Source organism: Lysobacter sp. Root494 (assembly GCF_001427225.1).
GTDB lineage: Bacteria > Pseudomonadota > Gammaproteobacteria > Xanthomonadales > Xanthomonadaceae > Agrilutibacter.
In genome coordinates this window covers 846,346-863,233 of record NZ_LMFH01000005.1, presented here as the reverse complement: position 1 = coordinate 863,233, position 16,888 = coordinate 846,346, and the positions used below count along the sequence as shown (strand labels likewise).

The window sequence follows — 16,888 nt, the reverse complement described above, 5'->3', positions numbered from 1 at the left end:
GTTGCCCTATCTCGTCAGCAGTGCGACTGCTTACAGCGGTGGCTTGCCGCGCTTGACCCGGAAATAGTTGGTGAGCCGCTGGCTGGCTTCCTCGGCCAGCACCCCGCCGCGCACTTCGACGCGATGGTTGTGGCGCGGATCCGTCAGCAGGTCAAAGACGCTTCCGGCTGCGCCCGTCTTCGGATCACTCGCCCCATAAACCACGCGACCGACGCGGGCGTGCACCATTGCCATCGCGCACATCGCGCAAGGTTCGAGCGTCACGTAGAGCGTGGTGCCAATCAGGCGATGGTTGCCCAGCTTCGCACCCGCCGCGCGCATGGCAACGACCTCGGCGTGTGCGGTTGGATCGCTTTCGGCGATGTTGCGGTTCCAGCCTTCGCCAAGGATTTCACCGTCAGCGGAAACGAGCACGGCACCCACGGGGATTTCGTCGTCCTCGTGCTGCGCGCGATGCGCCAGCTCGAGAGCGTGGCGCATCCAGTGTTCGTCATCATGAAGCTCGACAGTCACGCAAACGACTCCGCTTACTCCCACTCGATCGTTGCAGGCGGCTTGCCGCTGATGTCGTAGACAACCCGCGACACGCCGCGCAGTTCGTTGATGATGCGATTGGACACGGTGCCGAGCAGCTCATACGGCAGGTGCGCCCAGTGCGCGGTCATGAAGTCGATGGTTTCGACCGCGCGCAGCGCGATCACCCATTCGTAGGCCCGCGCGTCGCCGACCACGCCGACCGACTTCACCGGCAGGAATACAGCGAATGCCTGGCTGGTCTTGTCGTACCAGCCCGACTTGCGCAGCTCATCGATGAAGATGTGGTCGGCCCTGGCCAGCAGCTCCGCATGCTCGCGCTTCACTTCGCCGAGGATGCGAACGCCCAGGCCCGGACCCGGGAACGGATGGCGGTAGACCATCTCGCGCGGCAGGCCGAGTTCGACGCCGAGGCGGCGCACTTCGTCCTTGAACAGCTCGCGCAGCGGTTCGACCAGCTTGAGCTTCATGTTCTCCGGCAGGCCGCCCACGTTGTGGTGACTCTTGATCACATGCGCCTTGCCGGTCTTGCTGCCCGCCGACTCGATCACGTCCGGATAGATCGTGCCCTGCGCCAGCCACTTCGCGTTGCTGAGCTTCGCCGACTCTTCGTCGAAGATGTCGATGAAGAGATTGCCGATGATCTTGCGCTTGGCTTCCGGATCGTCGACGCCCTTGAGCTTCTCGAAGTACCGATCCGCGGCGTCGATGCGAATGACCTTCACGCCCATGTGTTCGGCGAACATCGCCATCACCTGGTCGCCCTCGTTCCAGCGCAGCAGGCCGGTGTCGACGAAGACGCAGGTCAACTGCGTGCCGATCGCCTTGTGCAGCAGAGCGGCGACGACGGATGAATCCACGCCGCCGGAAAGGCCCAGGATGACTTCATCCGAGCCGACCTGCTCGCGCACGCGCGCGATCTGGTCTTCGATGATGTTGGCCGCGGTCCACAGCGTCTGGCAGCCGCAGATGTCGACCACGAAGCGGCGCAGCAGCGCCTGGCCTTGCTTGGTGTGCGTCACTTCCGGATGGAACTGCACGCCGTACCAGCGCTTCTCCTCGTTCGCCATCGCGGCGACGGGAATGCGATCGGTCACCGCCGTGACGGTCCAGCCCGGCGGCGCCTTCGCGACGTGGTCGCCGTGGCTCATCCACACGTCGATGCGCGGCTCGCCGTCGTGGTCGCTCAGGCCGCCGAGCAATGCATCGGTTGCGACCAGATCCACTTCGGCATGGCCGAATTCGCGTGCGTCGGCTGCTTCAGTGGCACCACCTAGCTGGGCAGCCAGTGTTTGCATGCCGTAGCAGATGCCGAGGATTGGCAGCCCGCTGTCGAAAGCCTGCTGCGGTGCCTTGGGCGCGCCGAACTGCGTCGTCGACTCGGGACCGCCGGACAGGATGATGCCCTTCGCACCGTATGCGGCAATTTCCGCCGGATCGTGGTCCCACGCCCAGACCTCGCAGTAGACGCCGATCTCGCGGATGCGGCGGGCGATCAGCTGCGTGTACTGCGCGCCGAAGTCGAGGATCAGGATCTTGTCGCTGTGGATGTTCGTCGTCATGGGCAGTGCATGGACACTATGGTTTCGAAACGTGGGTCCGAAAACGAAGAAGGGAAACTGACGTCTCCCTTCTTCGTTCAATCTCAACTCGCGCGATAGTTCGGCGGTTCCTTGGTGATCTGCACGTCGTGCACGTGGCTCTCGCGCGTGCCCGCGCTGGTGACCTTCACGAAGGACGGCTTCTTGCGCATCTCCTCGATAGTCGCGCAGCCGACGTAACCCATCGTCGCGCGCAGGCCACCCGCGAGCTGGTGGACGACGCCACGCAACGGACCGCGATACGGCACACGGCCTTCGATGCCTTCGGGCACCAGCTTGTCGGCGTCGCTCGCGTCCTGGAAGTAACGGTCCTTGGAGCCCTGCTCCATCGCGCCCAGCGAGCCCATGCCGCGATAACTCTTGTAGCTGCGGCCCTGGAACAGTTCCACTTCGCCCGGTGCTTCCTCGGTGCCTGCGAACAGGCCACCGATCATCACCGAGGACGCGCCGGCGACGATCGCCTTGCCGATGTCGCCCGAGTAGCGGATGCCGCCATCGGCAATGAGCGGAATGCGGTCCTGCAACGCTTCGGCCACCATGTCCACCGCGGTGACCTGCGGGACGCCGACACCAGCCACGATGCGCGTGGTGCAGATCGAGCCCGGACCAACGCCGACCTTCACCGCATCCGCGCCGTGATCCATCAATGCGAGCGCGGCGTCGCCGGTGACGATGTTGCCGCCGATGACCTGCAGCTGCGGGAAGTTCTTCTTCACCCACTGCACGCGATCGAGCACGCCCTGCGAATGGCCGTGCGCGGTATCGACCACCACGACATCGACGCCTGCGGCGGCGAGCGCTTCGATGCGCGCTTCGGTATCACCGCCGACGCCGACCGCGGCACCGACCAGCAGGCGTTCGCTGCTGTCGTAGGCGGCGTTGGGATTGTCGGACTTCTTCTGGATGTCCTTGACGGTGATCAGGCCCTTCAGTTCGAAGCCGTCGTTGACCACCAGGACCTTCTCGATGCGGTGCTTGTGCAGGAGCTGCACGACTTCCTCATCGCTGGCGCCTTCGCGTACCGTTATGAGGCGATCCTTCTTGGTCATGATGTGGCGGACCGGATCGTCGAGCTTGGTCTCGAAGCGCATGTCGCGGCTGGTGACGATGCCGAGCAGCGTGCCGCCTTCCACCACCGGCACGCCGGAGATGTTGCGGGCGCGGGTGAGCTTGAGCACTTCGCCGATCGTCGTATTGGGACCGACGGTGAACGGCTCCTTGATCACGCCGGCCTCGAACTTCTTGACGTGCGCGACCTGCGCGGCCTGCGCCTGCAGGCTCATGTTCTTGTGGATGATGCTGATGCCGCCGAGCTGGGCCATCGCGATGGCGAGGCGGGCTTCGGACACCGTGTCCATCGCCGCCGAGACGATCGGCAGGCGCAGGGTCAGGCTGCGGGTGAGGCGGGTGGAGAGCGATACGTCCTTGGGCAGGACGGAAGAATGCGCAGGGACGAGAGAGACGTCGTCGTAAGTCAGCGCTTCAGCCTGGATACGCAGCATGGGCGGTCCCGGATGGATGAAGCGCGTCATTGTAACGCGCCGCGACCCAACTTCACACGCCATAGAGCCCGAACCCGCTGCAGCGCGTTGGAACACCCGCTTGCAGCGCTTTTTGCGGGACCGCGCCCCGACCCGACTTCACACGCCATCAAGCCCGAACGCGCCGCAGCACCAGCTTCGGACTGGTTTCAGACTATCGATCGGCCGCCTGAGCCGCTTCCAGCGTGTTCTGCATCAGGGTCGCCACGGTCATCGGCCCCACACCGCCGGGCACCGGCGTGATCCAGCTCGCGCGCTGGGCCGCGGCTTCGAAACCGACGTCGCCCACCAGACGCCCGTCGTCGAGCCGGTTGATACCGACATCGATGACCACGGCGCCCGGCTTCACCCATTCGCCAGGGATCAGCTGCGGACGGCCCACGGCCACGACGAGGATGTCGGCGTTCCGGACCGACTGCTCCAGCACGGCAGGCGGCGTGAACTTGTGGCAACTGGTTACGGTGCAGCCCGCGATCAACAGTTCCAGGGCCATCGGCCGGCCGACGTGGTTGGACACGCCCACGATCGTCGCGCTCTGGCCTCGCACGGCACGGTCGGTATAGGCCAGCAGCGTGGTGATGCCGCGCGGCGTGCATGGGCGCAGGCCGAACTGGCGCAGGGCCAGGTGGCCAACGTTTTCCGGATGGAAACCGTCGACATCCTTGCGCGGGTCGATGCGGTGGATCAGCTGCGTCGCGTCGCGGTGTCCCGGCAATGGCAGCTGGACCAGGACGCCGTGCACCTGCGGGTCGGCATTGAGCCGGTCGATCAGGGCGAGGAGCTCCTCGTCGGACGTGTTCGCCGGCAAGTCGTAGTCGATGGCGCGGATGCCCACCTTCTGCGCCGCGCGACGCTTGTTTTTCACGTACACCGCGGACGCCGGATCACTGCCCACGAGCACCACCGCGAGCCCCGGGGCGGCCCCGCCGGCGGCAATGCGGGCATCGACCTGCACCTTCAGGTTGTCGAGCAGGTCTTCGGCGATGCGTTTGCCGTCGAGGATGCGGGCAGTCATGCGTGGCGCTGGCCGTGGGGAGCGAGGAAGGCGCACATTATCGCCCATCGTCCGCTACACCCGCCCCGCCATGACCGACACCGATTTCGAAACCACCCAGATCGAAGCCGCCGTATTCCGCCGCCTGCGCGATCATTTGCTCAAGGAACGGCCCGACGTGCAGAACATCGACCTGATGATCCTCGCCGGCTTCTGCCGCAACTGCCTGGCCGACTGGTATCGCGACGCAGCCGAACACCGGGGCATCACCATGACCAGGGACGAGGCCCGCGAAGCGGTCTACGGCGAGCCCTTCCCGCAATGGAAGGCGAGGCACCAGCGCGAAGCCACCCCCGAACAGCTGGCCGCGTTCGAGGCAGCACAGCGTTTGCACAAGGACTAGCCAACGCGAAGGGGGCGAGCCGTGCGCTATGCATCCGGCTCACGCTGCTGCCGCTAGGCTTTCATCCAGGGCCCGCGACGGGCCGCCAACAGGTATTGCGCCTGGCCCATGTTCTGGCTCGCCTTGCCGCCACTGGTGTACCTCGGCCTTTGCGGCCTGATGTATGCGCGGCAGCGGGACCTGGTGTATTGCCCGCATGAAACGCGGGTCGCCGCGGAACATACGGATTTCGCCCTCGTACACGACGGCGTCACGCTGCGTGGATGGGTCGTCAATCCGGGACGGCGAGAAGCGTTGATCTATTTCGGCGGAAATGCCGAACCCGTGCAGGTCAATCGCGATCGGTTTGCCCGCTGGTTCCCGCAGCATACGATCTATCTGATGGCGTATCGGGGGTTCGGCGCGAGCGAAGGCGAGCCGACCGAAGCCGGTATCACCAGCGATGCGCTCGCCCTGTTCGACCACGTGCAGCGGTTGCATCCGGACATCGGTATCGACGTGATCGGGCGCAGCCTGGGTTCGGGCGTCGCTGCGCACGTGGCGGCACGCCGTCCCGTACGCCGGCTGGCGCTGGTCACCCCGTACGACACGCTCGCCGATGTTGGCCAGGCGCACTACCGCTGGCTGCCGATCCACCTGCTCGCGCGAGAGCGCTATGACTCGGTTTCGAACCTGTCGCGTTACACCGGACCGATCCTGGTGGTGCGCGCCGGGCAGGACACCGTGATTCCCGCGGCCAACACGCAGCGGTTGATCAACTCCCTGCCCCGCCCGCCCAAGGTGCTGCAATTGCGGACTGCGGATCACAGCAGCATCGCATTCTCGTCGGCGCTGGCGCGCACGATGAAACTGTTCTTCGCCACGCCAGGTTTCGGCGGCGGCGTAGCGACCGTATCGAGGAAGACTCCAACCGCACGCCGCTCCCGTACCGGTGCGAAGAAGCCTCCGACCTTGAATTCCCGCCCGGCACCGGACGCGCGGGCCATGCGCAATCCGCGATCCAATCCCCGCCCGAGCCGGAGAAAATCCACATGACCCACCAAGGTGAATGCCCCAAATGCGGCAAGCGACTGCTGCATGTCCGCATTGAAACCATCGTCGGCCAGAACAATGGCAACGACGACGTGCGCTGCCTGAGCTACAGCTGCATTCACTGCAATGCCGTGCTCCATGTACAGCTCGATCCGCGCGCGAAGCCGCGGCGCCGGAGTGGGATAGAACGCGCAGTCTGACCGCAGCACGAACCGCGACCGAGCGGGTGCCGCTTACGGCGCGCTCGATCCCGGCTGCATGTCCACGGGCCGTTCGAGCACCGGGCATCGCTTCATGTCGGCGGGCATTGGCAACGGACACTGCGTACAGCACTGCTGCGACAGCGTGTCAGGCATCGGCAACGGGCCACTCGGCGCAGGCAGTGGCTTCAGCTTCAACAGCGCCACCCAATCCTGGCGGTTGAAGCTGCAGGCGGCGGCATTGCCGGGCTGGCAGTCGACGGGATTGCTGGTCTTGCGCGGCAGCCCCCAGATCATTCCGCTGCGATTGAGCGGTAGCACGCGCATCGTCACGCCCTGCAGCACGTTGCCGCCGACGAGATAGAGCTTGCCGTCGCCGCCCGGATTGGCTGCAACGACGATGTCGCAATGCATGTTCATGCCTTCGGCCGAGCCGCTGGCCAGCATCTCGCGCAATCCCTGCGGACCGATCGGCGTGCCGCCGCGCCTGAAGCAAAGCAGGTCGCCCGCGCCCGGCGTGGTGGTGTCCGGATCATGGAGCGCGTATGGCGAACCCGGATTCGCGTAGGCATCGCGGATGAAATCGATATGGCTTGCCGAAGCACTGAAGCCCGGCAATCCGGCTCGATTCATCACGAACGACACGAACGCCGCCGACCACGGCGTGTCGGTGAGAAACGCGCGGCAGGAAGCCGCGGGCAGATGTTGCGTTTCGCCATAGCTACAGTCGTTCGCGCCAGGAAAGTACGACATCTGCGCGAGCAGTCCGCTGCCCTTCCAGTATTCGGCGACGCGCTGCCAAGCGAGGGTTGCGCCATCCTGCAGGCGCACCCGCTCCGTCTCCGCCACCGACAGGCTGGCCAGCCGGCCCTGCTCATCGATGAAAGGGCTGTACCAGAGCGAGTTTTCCGCGCACGCAACCGCGGCGATGCGCGAAGCGTAGGAAGGCGGCGACTGTGGAATGCGCTCGCAGACCCGCGCCGCCGTAGCCGGGCCCGGGGCCATTTCGAGGCAGGCGGCCAGCAGGCCGCCCAGCGCGATGGAAGTGAAACGAATGGCGGGCGAACCCGCTTCTTTCCCGCTATCGGCCATCCGCAACCTCCTCAGGTGCCCGCGCAGAACCTCGCATAGTCGATGTAACCGGGGAATTCACGCCCCGGCGCGCACACGACGCAGTCCGGGTCGGGGCGCAACCGGGTCTCCCGGAAACGCATCGCCAGCGCATCGAAATTCAGCAGGCGTCCCGCGAGGGGTTCGCCGATGCCGAGAATCAGCTTGATCGCCTCGGTAGCCTGCAGCAGGCCGATGACACCCGGCAGCACGCCAAGCACGCCAGCTTCCGCGCAGTTGGGTGCGGCTTCGGGCGGCGGCGGTTCGGGGAAGAGGCAGCGGTAGCACGGCGCCTGTCCGCGATGGCGCCCGGCGTCGTACACGCTCACCTGCCCTTCGAAACGATGCACGGCGCCGTACACGAGCGGCTTGCGCAGCTTCACGCAGGCGTCGTTGAGGAGATAGCGCACGGGGAAGTTGTCGGCGCCGTCGACCACGACATCCGCCTCGGCGATCAGGCGTTCGACGTTCGCGGCGGTGATGCGCTCGGCGAACGCCTCGATCTTCACCCGAGGGTTCAATGCAGACAGCGCGGCGCGCGCCGATTCGACCTTGGGAACGCCGATGCGCGCTTCCGTGTGCAGGATCTGGCGCTGCAGGTTACTGCGATCGACGACGTCGTCATCGGCCAGCACCAGCGTGCCTACACCCGCGGCGGCGAGATAGTACGCGGCCGGCGAGCCCAGACCGCCCGCGCCGACCATCGCCACGCGTGCGGCTTCGAGGCGGCGCTGCCCTGCCTCGCCGACTTCGGGCAGGCGCAGGTGGCGGGAATAGCGATCGTAGAAATCACTGTCGACGTCGGGCCGGGTAATTGGCAGGCCTTCGGCGATCCAGCGCGTGGTGCCGCCTTCGACGGAAACCAGATGGCCATATCCGGCTGCCCGCAGCGCTTCGGCGGCCTTCAGCGAACGCGCGCCCGACTGGCAGATCAGCAGAACCTCGGTGTCGGTGTCCGGCAGCACGGCTTGCGGGTCGGCTTCGAGTTCCGCGCGTGCGATGCCGACGGCGCCCATCGCGAAGCCCGTCGCGCGCTCGTGCGCCTCGCGCACGTCGACGAGCACTGCACCTGCCTGTTGCCGCTGCAGGGCTTCTTTCGGAGTAATCGTTGGGATGCCCATGGCAGGATTATCGGCGCCGTGGCGGGTTCGCGCCAACGCGCGGGATGTTGCCGCGGACTACAGCGGCAGGATTTCGACTACTTCGCCCGCCGCGAAGTGCTGCGGCCCTTCGGGCACGACGATGAGCGCGTTGGAATCCGCAACGGCACGCAGGCGATGCGAACCCGTGGCCGGATTCGCATCGACGTGCAACGCGCCGTTCGGCCCGCTGAAAACACGGCCGCGGATGAACTCACGCCGTGCGTGGGACTTGTCCAGGGGGGCGACGAGTTGCGCCTGCCATGCGGGCCGGGCTTCCATGCGTCCCTGCAAGCCATCGATCAACGCACGACCGAACGTCAGGTATGTCGCGAGCACCGATACGGGATTGCCGGGAAGACCCAGCACGCGAGCCTGGTCGAGGCTGCCGAACAGCAACGGCATGCCGGGTTTCATCTTCACTTTCCAGAAGTGCGTTTCGCCAAACTGCGCGAGCACGCCCGGGAGGTAATCCTTCTCGCCGGCGGACACGCCACCGGCGGTAATGATCAGGTCGAAGGCGCAGCCCGCATCACGCAGGGCGATCTCCACTTGTTTCGGATCGTCGGGCAAACGCGGCCAGGCCGTGGGTTCGAGTCCATCCGCGCGCAGCAGCCCCATCAGCAGATCGCGGTTGCTGTCGTAGATCTGGCCGGCGGCGAGCGGCATTCCCGGCTCGACCAGTTCGTCGCCCGTAGTGAACACCGCCACGGTTGGTTTGCGCGCCACCCGCAGCAATGAGATACCCAGCGAAGCCGCGAGCGACACGCGCGCCGGGGTGAGCACTTCACCTGAACGCAGGACGCGCTCGCCTTCGCGCACGTCCTCGCCTGCGCGGCGCACGTTTGCGCCGGGCGTTGGTGGCGTCAGGACGATCACCGCAGCGCCTTCGACGCGACTGTTCTCCTTGATCGCCACCGTGTCGGCACCTGTCGGCATCGGCGCGCCCGTCGTGATCCGCACGCATTCGCCTGGTTGCACGGAGAGCTCGTGCGAATTGCCGGCGAACTGCTCGCCGGTCAGCTGCAGAATCGTGTTCGCGTCCTGTAGGTCCGCATGGCGGAGCGCGAAGCCGTCCATCGCGCTGTTGTCGAAAGGTGGCAGCGCGATGGGTGCGTCGATGTCTTCCGCCAGCACGCGTCCGTGGCAGCGTGACAAGGCCAGCGATTCGGTGTCGAGGCGATGGCGAGCGGCTACATCGCGCAGCAGTGCCAAGGCTTCATCGAACGACAGGCTGATGTGGAAATCAATCATGAGGGATGGCTGTAGCGCCGGCCGCGAGCAGGTCTTCGGGTGTGTTGAGGTTGCCGAAGCGTACGCCTTCGAATCGCACGGGGGCCATGCCGAGTGTTGTATGCAATGCGTGGATGGCTCCGTTGCCCTGCCCGATCGCAGTCGCGATCGCCGGTGAGGCCATCTCGACACGCCACAAGGCCACCAGCGGCTGCGGGCCGTCTGCATCGATGGCGAAGGCGCCGTTGTCGCTGCGACTGGAGCACAGGCTTGGAACGAGGCACTCGTTGACACCGACGAGGTCGACAGGAAGCGTCAGCACCCAGGGTGTGCGGCAGGTGTGGAGCAACGCGTCGAGGCCGGCGATGGGGCCGAGGTCATCCGTGAAGCGGTCGGTGACGGCTTCCAATCCGGCTTCTGCATAGCGGGACAAATCGCGATTCGCGCTGACGAGCAATGCGGTGGTTTCACTCGCGAAGCGGCGCTGCCAGCGCAGTACCTGGGGGATACCGCCGCGCTCGATCCAGGCCTTGTCGAGGCCGCCGAGCCGGGTGGCGCGTCCTCCGGCAAGAATGCCGAGGGTGATCTGGGAGCTATCGGGATTCATCGATGACGGCGTTTGCCGCGAATGGCTTTTTACTTAGGCGATTTCTGGCTTTCCATCGACCTGGGTGTGCTGGCAGTAGTCTGAAACTAACAGCGAAACCAAAGCGGAAAGCAAAATCGCTGGATCCCCGCCTTCGCATGGATGACGCAATGGCCGAGGCGTTCGCGACGCGAACGCGCCATTGCGTCACTTGCCGCGTTTCACGTGGCGAATCATCCGTCGCTTCTTCGCCACCTGTCGCTCGGTCAGTACGTTCTTCTTGCCTTCGTACGGATTGGTGCCTTCCTTGAACACGAAGCGCACCGGCGTGCCCACCAGCTTGAAGCGCTTTCGGAAGAAATTCTCCAGGTAACGCTTGTAGCTTTCGCTCAGCGTGCGCAGGCGCGTGCCGTGGATGATGAAGGTCGGCGGATTGGTGCCACCCGGATGCGCGAAACGCATCTTCGCCACGTGGCCGCGAACGACCGGCGGCGGATTGGTTTCGTAGGCGATTTCCATCGCCTTGGTCACCTCGCTCGTGCCCAGCTCGGTCGTTGCAGAACGATGCGCGCGATGGATGGCGTTGAAGAGCTCACGCAAGCCGGATCCGTGCTTGGCGCTGATGCGGACCGTTTCGGCCCATTCCACGAATGCCAGCTTTCGCACCAGGAGGTTTTCCGTCTGCTGGCGCTGGTATTCCGTCTGTCCGTCCCACTTGTTGACCGCAACGACCAGCGCGCGGCCCGCGTCGAGCGCGTAACCGAGCACGCTTGCGTCCTGGTCGGTGACCCCTTCGCCTGCATCCAGCATCACGACGGCGACCTGGCATTCCTCGATCGCGGCGAGGGTCTTCACGATCGAGAACTTCTCGACTGCTTCTTCGACCTTCGACTTGCGGCGCAGGCCGGCGGTGTCGATCAGGCGGTACAGGCGGCCGTCGCGTTCCATGTCGATCGAAACCGAGTCACGCGTCGTGCCCGGCACTTCCGACGCGATCATGCGTTCCTCGCCGAGGAGGCGATTCACCAGCGTCGACTTGCCGACGTTGGGGCGGCCGATGAAGGCGACGCGGATGCGATCCGGGTCGTTGTCGGGCACGATCGCACTGCCCTCTTCCGGCAGGCGCTCCTGGATGTCGTCCAGCAGGTCGTCGATGCCGACGCGATGCGCGGAGGAAATCGCGGTGACGTCGCTGAAGCCATAGCGTGCGAACTCCGCCATCGCGGCGCGCACGTCGATGCCGTCGGTCTTGTTGATCACCAGCACGGTCGGACGCGCCGCTTTGCGCAGCCATTGCAGGATGTCGTCATCGAGCGCGGAGGGGCCTTCGCGGCCATCGACCACGAACAGGACGAGGTCGGCTTCTTCCGCTGCGGCGCGGGCCTGGCGTGCAGTGGCGCCGGCCAGGCCTTCTTCCTCCCCAGCGATACCTCCGGTATCGACCACGGCGAACGGGCGCTGGCCTTCCGGCCGGCACACGCCGTAGTTGCGGTCGCGCGTCACGCCCGGCTGGTCGTGCACCAGTGCATCACGGGTACGCGTCAGCGCGTTGAACAGTGTGGACTTGCCGACATTGGGACGGCCCACGAGGGCGACGAGGGGGAGCATGCAAACCTGCCAATCAAGGGTGCGGGTCGGGGAGCGAACCGGACGAACCGCATAAACAATAACCCCGGCCACGGGCCGGGGTCATGGAGAGGAACCAACGGGATGTTACTGGCCGAGGCGGAACGCAGCCAGTTCGCCGTTGATGTCCTGCGCTACCAGAATGCCATCGGCCACCACGGGCGAGCCACGCAGCGCCTTGCCGCTCACGCGGGCACGCGCGGCCAGTTCGCCGGTGTCGAGCTTCAGCCAGTGCAGGTAACCGTCGTAATCGCCGACCGCCGCGTAGTCACCCTGCACGGCCGTGGACGTCAGGAGGCGGCGTGCGAGCGCCGGCTGCTGCCACAGCGATGCGCCGCTGGCCTTGTCGAGTGCGTGGACGCTACCGGCCGGATCGGAAACGACCAGGCGATCGCTCCCCACCCCCAGGCGACCGGCGCCACCGAACTGGCTCACCCAGATCGCGCGGCCGCTCGGAGCATCTATCGCGACGGTCTGCTTCTTGAAGCTGGTTGCGTAGAGCGTGCTGCCGTCCAGCACCGGGGTCCCGTCGACGTCGGCGAGGCGGTCGAGCTCACTGCGGCCTTCCTGCTGCGCGACTGGGAGGTTCCAGAGCGTGTGGCCATCGGCAGCGGACAACGCGGTGACCGACCCGTCGTCGTTACCGGAGAACACGTAGCCCGGGCCAAGCACGACGGCATCGTTGCCGCGCAGGCTCAGCGCCGGAACTTCATACACCCAGAACCAGCGACGTTCACCGCTGGCCGCGTCGAATGCCGTGACATGCCCGTCGTTGGAACGCACGAAGACGCTGCCAAGACCAATCGCCGGCGCCGCGATGACTTCAGCTGGCAACTTCGCCTGCCATTTCTCGGCGCCGGTCGCCGCATCGAGCGCGATCACTTCGCCGTCGAGGCCGCCGACCACCACGAGACCATCGCCCGCACCTGGACCGCCGGAGAGGCGCAGCTTGCTTTCGTAAGTCCACACCGTTTTGCCGGTCTGCAGGTCGAATGCACGGACACCACCTTCCACGGCGGCGGCATAGACACGTCCATCGGCCACGGTCGGCCCCTGGCGAACGCCGACGCGGCCTTCACCCTTGCCTGCCTGCGCTGACCAGATCTTGCTGACGGTCACCGACGGGGTGAAGTCGGTCAGTTCGGCGGGTTCGTTGGGCTTCTCGTCCTTTTTTCCGCCGAACCAGCCCTTGACGGTGGAGCAGCCGCCGAGCGCGAAAGCACACAGCAGCACGGCGGAAGTACGCAACAGCACCGGAGCGGCCGGCATGCGGAAAGTCGTGCGGGTAGACGTCATCAGGACTGGCTCTCGGTCTTGGGGGGAGTACCGCCGGCATCGGTGAGCTTCAGCTCGAGCACGCGACGCTGGGGCGTACCGACTTCGGCCTTGAGCAGGGCCTTGCTGTAGCTGTCGCGCGCCTGCTCACGCTGGCCGAGGGCCATCTGCGCATCCCCACGCACTTCCAGCGTGGCGAGCGAATCCCCATTCGCCACCAGCTTGAGCGCGGCATCCGCCTGCTTGGAATCGATCAGCAGCCGCGCCAGGCGCTGGTTGACGATCGCAGCAAGCGCGGGGTCTTCGCTACGGATCGCACGCAGCGTCGCGATGGCCGCTTCATTCTGGTTCGCCTGCACCTGCGACCTCGCGAGTTCAAGCTGCGCCAGTGTGCGGAACATGCCGTCCGGGAGACCGTTGACCTTGCCGGCCGCAGCCTTGTCGTTCGCCTTGATGGCGTCGACGGCGGCCTGGTAGTTGGCAGCGGCTTCGTACTGCTTGTTGGTCTGGTGGCGCTGCCACCATTGCCATCCGCCGATGGCCGCGAGGCCGAGTGCGATGCCGAGAATGAGAGCGCTGCCGTTGCGACGCAGCCATTCGCGGACGCGCTCGCTCTGTTCGTGTTCGTCTAGGAGTTCGTCGATCGCCATGGAATCTCGCCCCGCCCGGAAAGGCAGGGTTGGTCAGAAACCGGCTGTCCGCCGGTGGGAAGTCGACCCGCGACGCGGGTCAGTTGGCGACCGGCGCGAGGGAACCGTCAGAGGATAACGTAAAGCGCGCCACATTCGCGCGGCTGAACGGTCCCAGGTCGACCGCAACACCCGCGCGCTTCACTTCGACCGCGTCGATGTTGCCAAGTTTCACCCGGCCGAGTTCGCCAGGCTTGTAGCTGCGCTGCTGCCCAGCGGTGAGCAGGCCACGCTCGAGCACCTGGTTGTCGGCGCCGAGAATTTCGACCCAGCTGTCACCGTTGAACGTGATCGTCAACGCGGCAGGCGCCTGCGGCGCGGCAGGCAGGGAAGCGATGGACGCCACGAGCGGCGTTCGCTGGGGCGTGGCCTGCGCTGGCGCCGCGACTTCTTCGGTCTGCGTCGCGGGAACATCGAGCGATTGCACGGCGAGTTCGCTGTTGCCGAAATGCGAGCGCGTGCCCAGCCACACCGGCACGGCAATGGCGGCGGTGATGGCCACATAGATGGCGCGGCGTCCGATCTGTTCGGCGAAGCGCTGGTAACCTGGAGTGTGGGTGTGGCTGGTAATCGTCGACGGAGCCACTGCGGCAATCGATGCCTGCTCGATGTAGGGCTCGATGTCGACACCCAGCAGTCGCGCATAACTGCGCAGCTGGCCACGCACGAATACTGGCGCTCCCAGCGAGCTCCAGTCGTCGGCTTCGAGATTGGCGACGGCGCGCACCGTCATGTGCAGCTGTGCGGCCACCTGTTCGATGGATTTACCAGCCGCCTCGCGCGCCTGCCGAAGGGCGGCGCCGCAGCCCGGGCCGACGCCTGGTACGGTCTGATCGTTAGAGCCAGTCATTGCCTGCCACCATCCCCATTTGCGGAGCTCCGTGCTTCCTTTGCATCGGGGAACTCCGTCTTCAGCTTCGAAACGTAGCGCGCAGCTGCAGCGCTGTCGCCGAGTTTTTGTTCAATCTGTGACGCAAGCAGCAACGCCTCCGGATCAGCTGGTGCAGCAGCGAGACGCCGTTCCGAAAATGCCCGTGCCCCGAACGCGTTACCAGCCTCGAATTCGCGTCGTGCGAGGGCGCCAAGCGCTACGGGATTCTCCGGATCGAGCTCGATCGCGCGACGCAGTTCACGTTCCGCACGCTGTTGCTGTCCCACCTTGCCAGCGCACATGCCGGAGTTCGCGAGGATCACCGGCGAGTCCGCGTAAGCCGGAACCGCGAGCGCGCGGTCGAACCAGCCCAGCGCTTCGGCTGCACGCCCCTGCTCGCACAGCCAGATGCCGTAATTGCCGAGCACGGCGCCATTGCTGGGCGCCGCTTCCGCTGCGCGAAGGTAGTGCGTGCCCGCGCCCGTGGAGTCGCCCGTCTGATCCAGGGCGATCGCCATATAGGTATGAGCCTGGGCCGAAGCGGGTTGGCGCTTGAGGATGGCGGCGGTCATGCGCTTCACGGCAGCGAAATCGCCGACGGACAGATAGCGCTCGGTCTCCGCGAGGTCGCGCTCCATGCTTGCCGCGCCATTGCGGCTGCCCTTGCTCTCGCTGATCCGGTTAACCGCAGGTTCGATGTGATGCTGCTTGCCGAGACTGGTGCTCACATAACTCTTTCCACCGCAGCCGCCGGTAGCAGCTACTGCGATCAGGAACACGAGCATTAGCACATTACGCAGCGGCATCGCCCGCTTCCTGCGCGCTCAGGCGCTTGCGGAATTCGGCCTGGCGGCGGGTGCGATCCATCACCTGCCCCTTGAGCTGGCCGCAGGCGGCGTCGATGTCGTCACCGCGCGTGCGGCGTACCGGCGCGATCATGCCGGCGTTGTTCAAGAGTTTCTGGAAGCCGCGGATAGTTTCATCATCCGGACGTTCGAAACGCGTACCCGGAAACGGATTGAACGGAATCAGGTTGACCTTCGCCGCATCCTTCATCTGCACGCGGCGTTCGAATTCGCGCATGAGGCGAACGAGCTCGCGCGCGTGCTGCGGCTGGTCGTTGACGCCCTTCATCAGCGTGTATTCGAACGTCACCGATTCGCCCTTCTTGCGCAGCGCATAGCGCACGCAGGCGTCCATCAGGTCGGCGATCGGGTATTTCTTGTTGAGCGGAACCAGTTCGCTGCGCAGCTCGTCATTCGGCGCATGCAGTGAAACCGCGAGGGATACGTCGCTCTCGGCTGCGAGCCGATCGATCATTGGCACCATGCCGGCCGTCGACAGCGTGACTCGCTTGTTGGCCAGGCCGTAACCCAGGTCGTCGCGCATGATGCTCATGGCGCGAACGACGTTGTCGAAGTTCGCCAGCGGCTCGCCCATGCCCATCATCACCACGTTGGTGAGCTTGCGTTGCTGGTGCGGAACGTTGCCGAGGTGGCGTGCCGCGATCCAGACCTGGCCGATGATCTCGGCGGTCGACAGATTGCGGTTGAACCCCTGCGTAGCGGTCGAACAGAACTGGCAGTTGAGCGCACAACCCACCTGCGAGGACACGCACAGCGTGCCGCGTCCCTTGTCAGGGATGTAGACGGTCTCAATCGCGTTCTTCGGATCCATGCCGAGCAGCCACTTGTGCGTGCCGTCGGTGGATGCCTTGTCGAAAATCAGCTGCGGCGCCTGCACGACGGCGCGCTCTTCCAGCTTGGCGCGCAGCACCTTGCCGAGATCGGTCATCTCGGCGAAGTCGGTGACGTAGCGGTGGTGGATCCACTTCATCACCTGGTGCGCGCGGAACTTCTTCTCGCCGAGGTCTTCCTCGAAGAAGCGCTCGAGCGAGGCGCGATCGAAGTCGAAGATGTTCGTCTTCTTCGACTCCGATGCGCTTTTCGCAGCAACGTCCGCCGCTGGAGCGAGCGAACCTGTGACCCGCGCGACTGCGTCGCCCAGCTTGAGTTCGATCGTGTTGTTGCCGGAGGCGGTCATTGCTTCAGTCA

General features: G+C 65.6%; 17 protein-coding genes. 3 read left to right on the top strand and 14 right to left on the bottom strand.

Translation table 11 applies throughout. The annotated features are described in order from the left end of the window. Nucleotides 1–30: 30 nt before the first annotated feature. From tadA to folD, 4 genes are all read right to left on the bottom strand, one after another. Nucleotides 31–537, bottom strand: coding sequence for a tRNA adenosine(34) deaminase TadA (gene tadA, locus ASD14_RS07340; RefSeq protein WP_082538790.1), 507 nt, complete (start codon nucleotides 535–537; stop codon nucleotides 31–33). Beyond that, complete coding sequence (guaA, locus tag ASD14_RS07335; protein WP_056131095.1) at nucleotides 528–2,096, bottom strand: glutamine-hydrolyzing GMP synthase; 1,569 nt, start codon at nucleotides 2,094–2,096, stop codon at nucleotides 528–530. The genes tadA and guaA overlap by 10 nt, the downstream gene beginning before the upstream one ends. Before the next feature lie 83 nt (nucleotides 2,097–2,179). After that, nucleotides 2,180–3,637 (bottom strand): IMP dehydrogenase, encoded by a 1,458-nt coding sequence (gene guaB, locus ASD14_RS07330; RefSeq protein WP_056131092.1) that lies wholly within the window; start codon nucleotides 3,635–3,637, stop codon nucleotides 2,180–2,182. A gap of 193 nt (nucleotides 3,638–3,830) precedes the next feature. Further along, nucleotides 3,831–4,691, bottom strand: coding sequence for a bifunctional methylenetetrahydrofolate dehydrogenase/methenyltetrahydrofolate cyclohydrolase FolD (gene folD, locus ASD14_RS07325; protein ID WP_082538789.1), 861 nt, complete (start codon nucleotides 4,689–4,691; stop codon nucleotides 3,831–3,833). Between the two features lie 70 nt (nucleotides 4,692–4,761). Here folD and ASD14_RS07320 point away from each other — a divergent pair, with 70 nt between their 5' ends. From ASD14_RS07320 to ASD14_RS07310, 3 genes are all read left to right on the top strand, one after another. After that, nucleotides 4,762–5,073 (top strand): DUF1244 domain-containing protein, encoded by a 312-nt coding sequence (locus tag ASD14_RS07320; protein ID WP_056131086.1) that lies wholly within the window; start codon nucleotides 4,762–4,764, stop codon nucleotides 5,071–5,073. 108 nt (nucleotides 5,074–5,181) lie between these two features. Next, nucleotides 5,182–6,108 (top strand): alpha/beta fold hydrolase, encoded by a 927-nt coding sequence (locus ASD14_RS07315; protein ID WP_200947032.1) that lies wholly within the window; start codon nucleotides 5,182–5,184, stop codon nucleotides 6,106–6,108. Beyond that, on the top strand, nucleotides 6,105–6,305 hold the full coding sequence (locus ASD14_RS07310; RefSeq protein WP_056131083.1) for a hypothetical protein: 201 nt from the start codon (nucleotides 6,105–6,107) through the stop codon (nucleotides 6,303–6,305). Before ASD14_RS07315 ends, ASD14_RS07310 begins: the two co-directional genes overlap by 4 nt. 33 nt (nucleotides 6,306–6,338) lie before the next feature. Here the strand turns inward: ASD14_RS07310 and ASD14_RS07305 are convergent, their stop codons facing one another. From ASD14_RS07305 to rlmN, 10 genes are all read right to left on the bottom strand, one after another. Further along, nucleotides 6,339–7,397 (bottom strand): DUF2272 domain-containing protein, encoded by a 1,059-nt coding sequence (locus tag ASD14_RS07305; protein ID WP_056131081.1) that lies wholly within the window; start codon nucleotides 7,395–7,397, stop codon nucleotides 6,339–6,341. A gap of 11 nt (nucleotides 7,398–7,408) precedes the next feature. Continuing rightward, nucleotides 7,409–8,536, bottom strand: a complete 1,128-nt coding sequence (moeB, locus tag ASD14_RS07300; protein WP_056131079.1) for a molybdopterin-synthase adenylyltransferase MoeB — start codon at nucleotides 8,534–8,536, stop codon at nucleotides 7,409–7,411. A gap of 57 nt (nucleotides 8,537–8,593) precedes the next feature. Continuing rightward, on the bottom strand, nucleotides 8,594–9,808 hold the full coding sequence (gene glp, locus ASD14_RS07295; protein WP_056131076.1) for a gephyrin-like molybdotransferase Glp: 1,215 nt from the start codon (nucleotides 9,806–9,808) through the stop codon (nucleotides 8,594–8,596). After that, nucleotides 9,801–10,394, bottom strand: a complete 594-nt coding sequence (locus tag ASD14_RS07290) for an NTP transferase domain-containing protein (RefSeq protein WP_056131073.1) — start codon at nucleotides 10,392–10,394, stop codon at nucleotides 9,801–9,803. The genes glp and ASD14_RS07290 overlap by 8 nt, the downstream gene beginning before the upstream one ends. Before the next feature lie 186 nt (nucleotides 10,395–10,580). Further along, nucleotides 10,581–11,981 (bottom strand): ribosome biogenesis GTPase Der, encoded by a 1,401-nt coding sequence (gene der, locus ASD14_RS07285; protein ID WP_056131070.1) that lies wholly within the window; start codon nucleotides 11,979–11,981, stop codon nucleotides 10,581–10,583. Between the two features lie 105 nt (nucleotides 11,982–12,086). Next, nucleotides 12,087–13,268: an outer membrane protein assembly factor BamB gene (gene bamB / locus ASD14_RS07280; RefSeq protein WP_056131067.1), complete on the bottom strand. Its 1,182-nt coding sequence runs from the start codon at nucleotides 13,266–13,268 to the stop codon at nucleotides 12,087–12,089. A gap of 26 nt (nucleotides 13,269–13,294) precedes the next feature. Beyond that, nucleotides 13,295–13,924, bottom strand: coding sequence for a tetratricopeptide repeat protein (locus tag ASD14_RS07275; RefSeq protein WP_056131064.1), 630 nt, complete (start codon nucleotides 13,922–13,924; stop codon nucleotides 13,295–13,297). A 79-nt stretch (nucleotides 13,925–14,003) separates the two neighbouring features. Continuing rightward, nucleotides 14,004–14,813: a helix-turn-helix domain-containing protein gene (locus ASD14_RS07270; protein ID WP_056131061.1), complete on the bottom strand. Its 810-nt coding sequence runs from the start codon at nucleotides 14,811–14,813 to the stop codon at nucleotides 14,004–14,006. Next, a complete protein-coding gene (locus ASD14_RS07265; protein ID WP_056131058.1) occupies nucleotides 14,810–15,640 on the bottom strand; it encodes a tetratricopeptide repeat protein in 831 nt (276 codons plus the stop codon). The genes ASD14_RS07270 and ASD14_RS07265 overlap by 4 nt, the downstream gene beginning before the upstream one ends. After that, complete coding sequence (rlmN, locus tag ASD14_RS07260) at nucleotides 15,627–16,877, bottom strand: 23S rRNA (adenine(2503)-C(2))-methyltransferase RlmN (protein ID WP_082538788.1); 1,251 nt, start codon at nucleotides 16,875–16,877, stop codon at nucleotides 15,627–15,629. Before rlmN ends, ASD14_RS07265 begins: the two co-directional genes overlap by 14 nt. Between the last annotated feature and the right edge of the window lie 11 nt (nucleotides 16,878–16,888).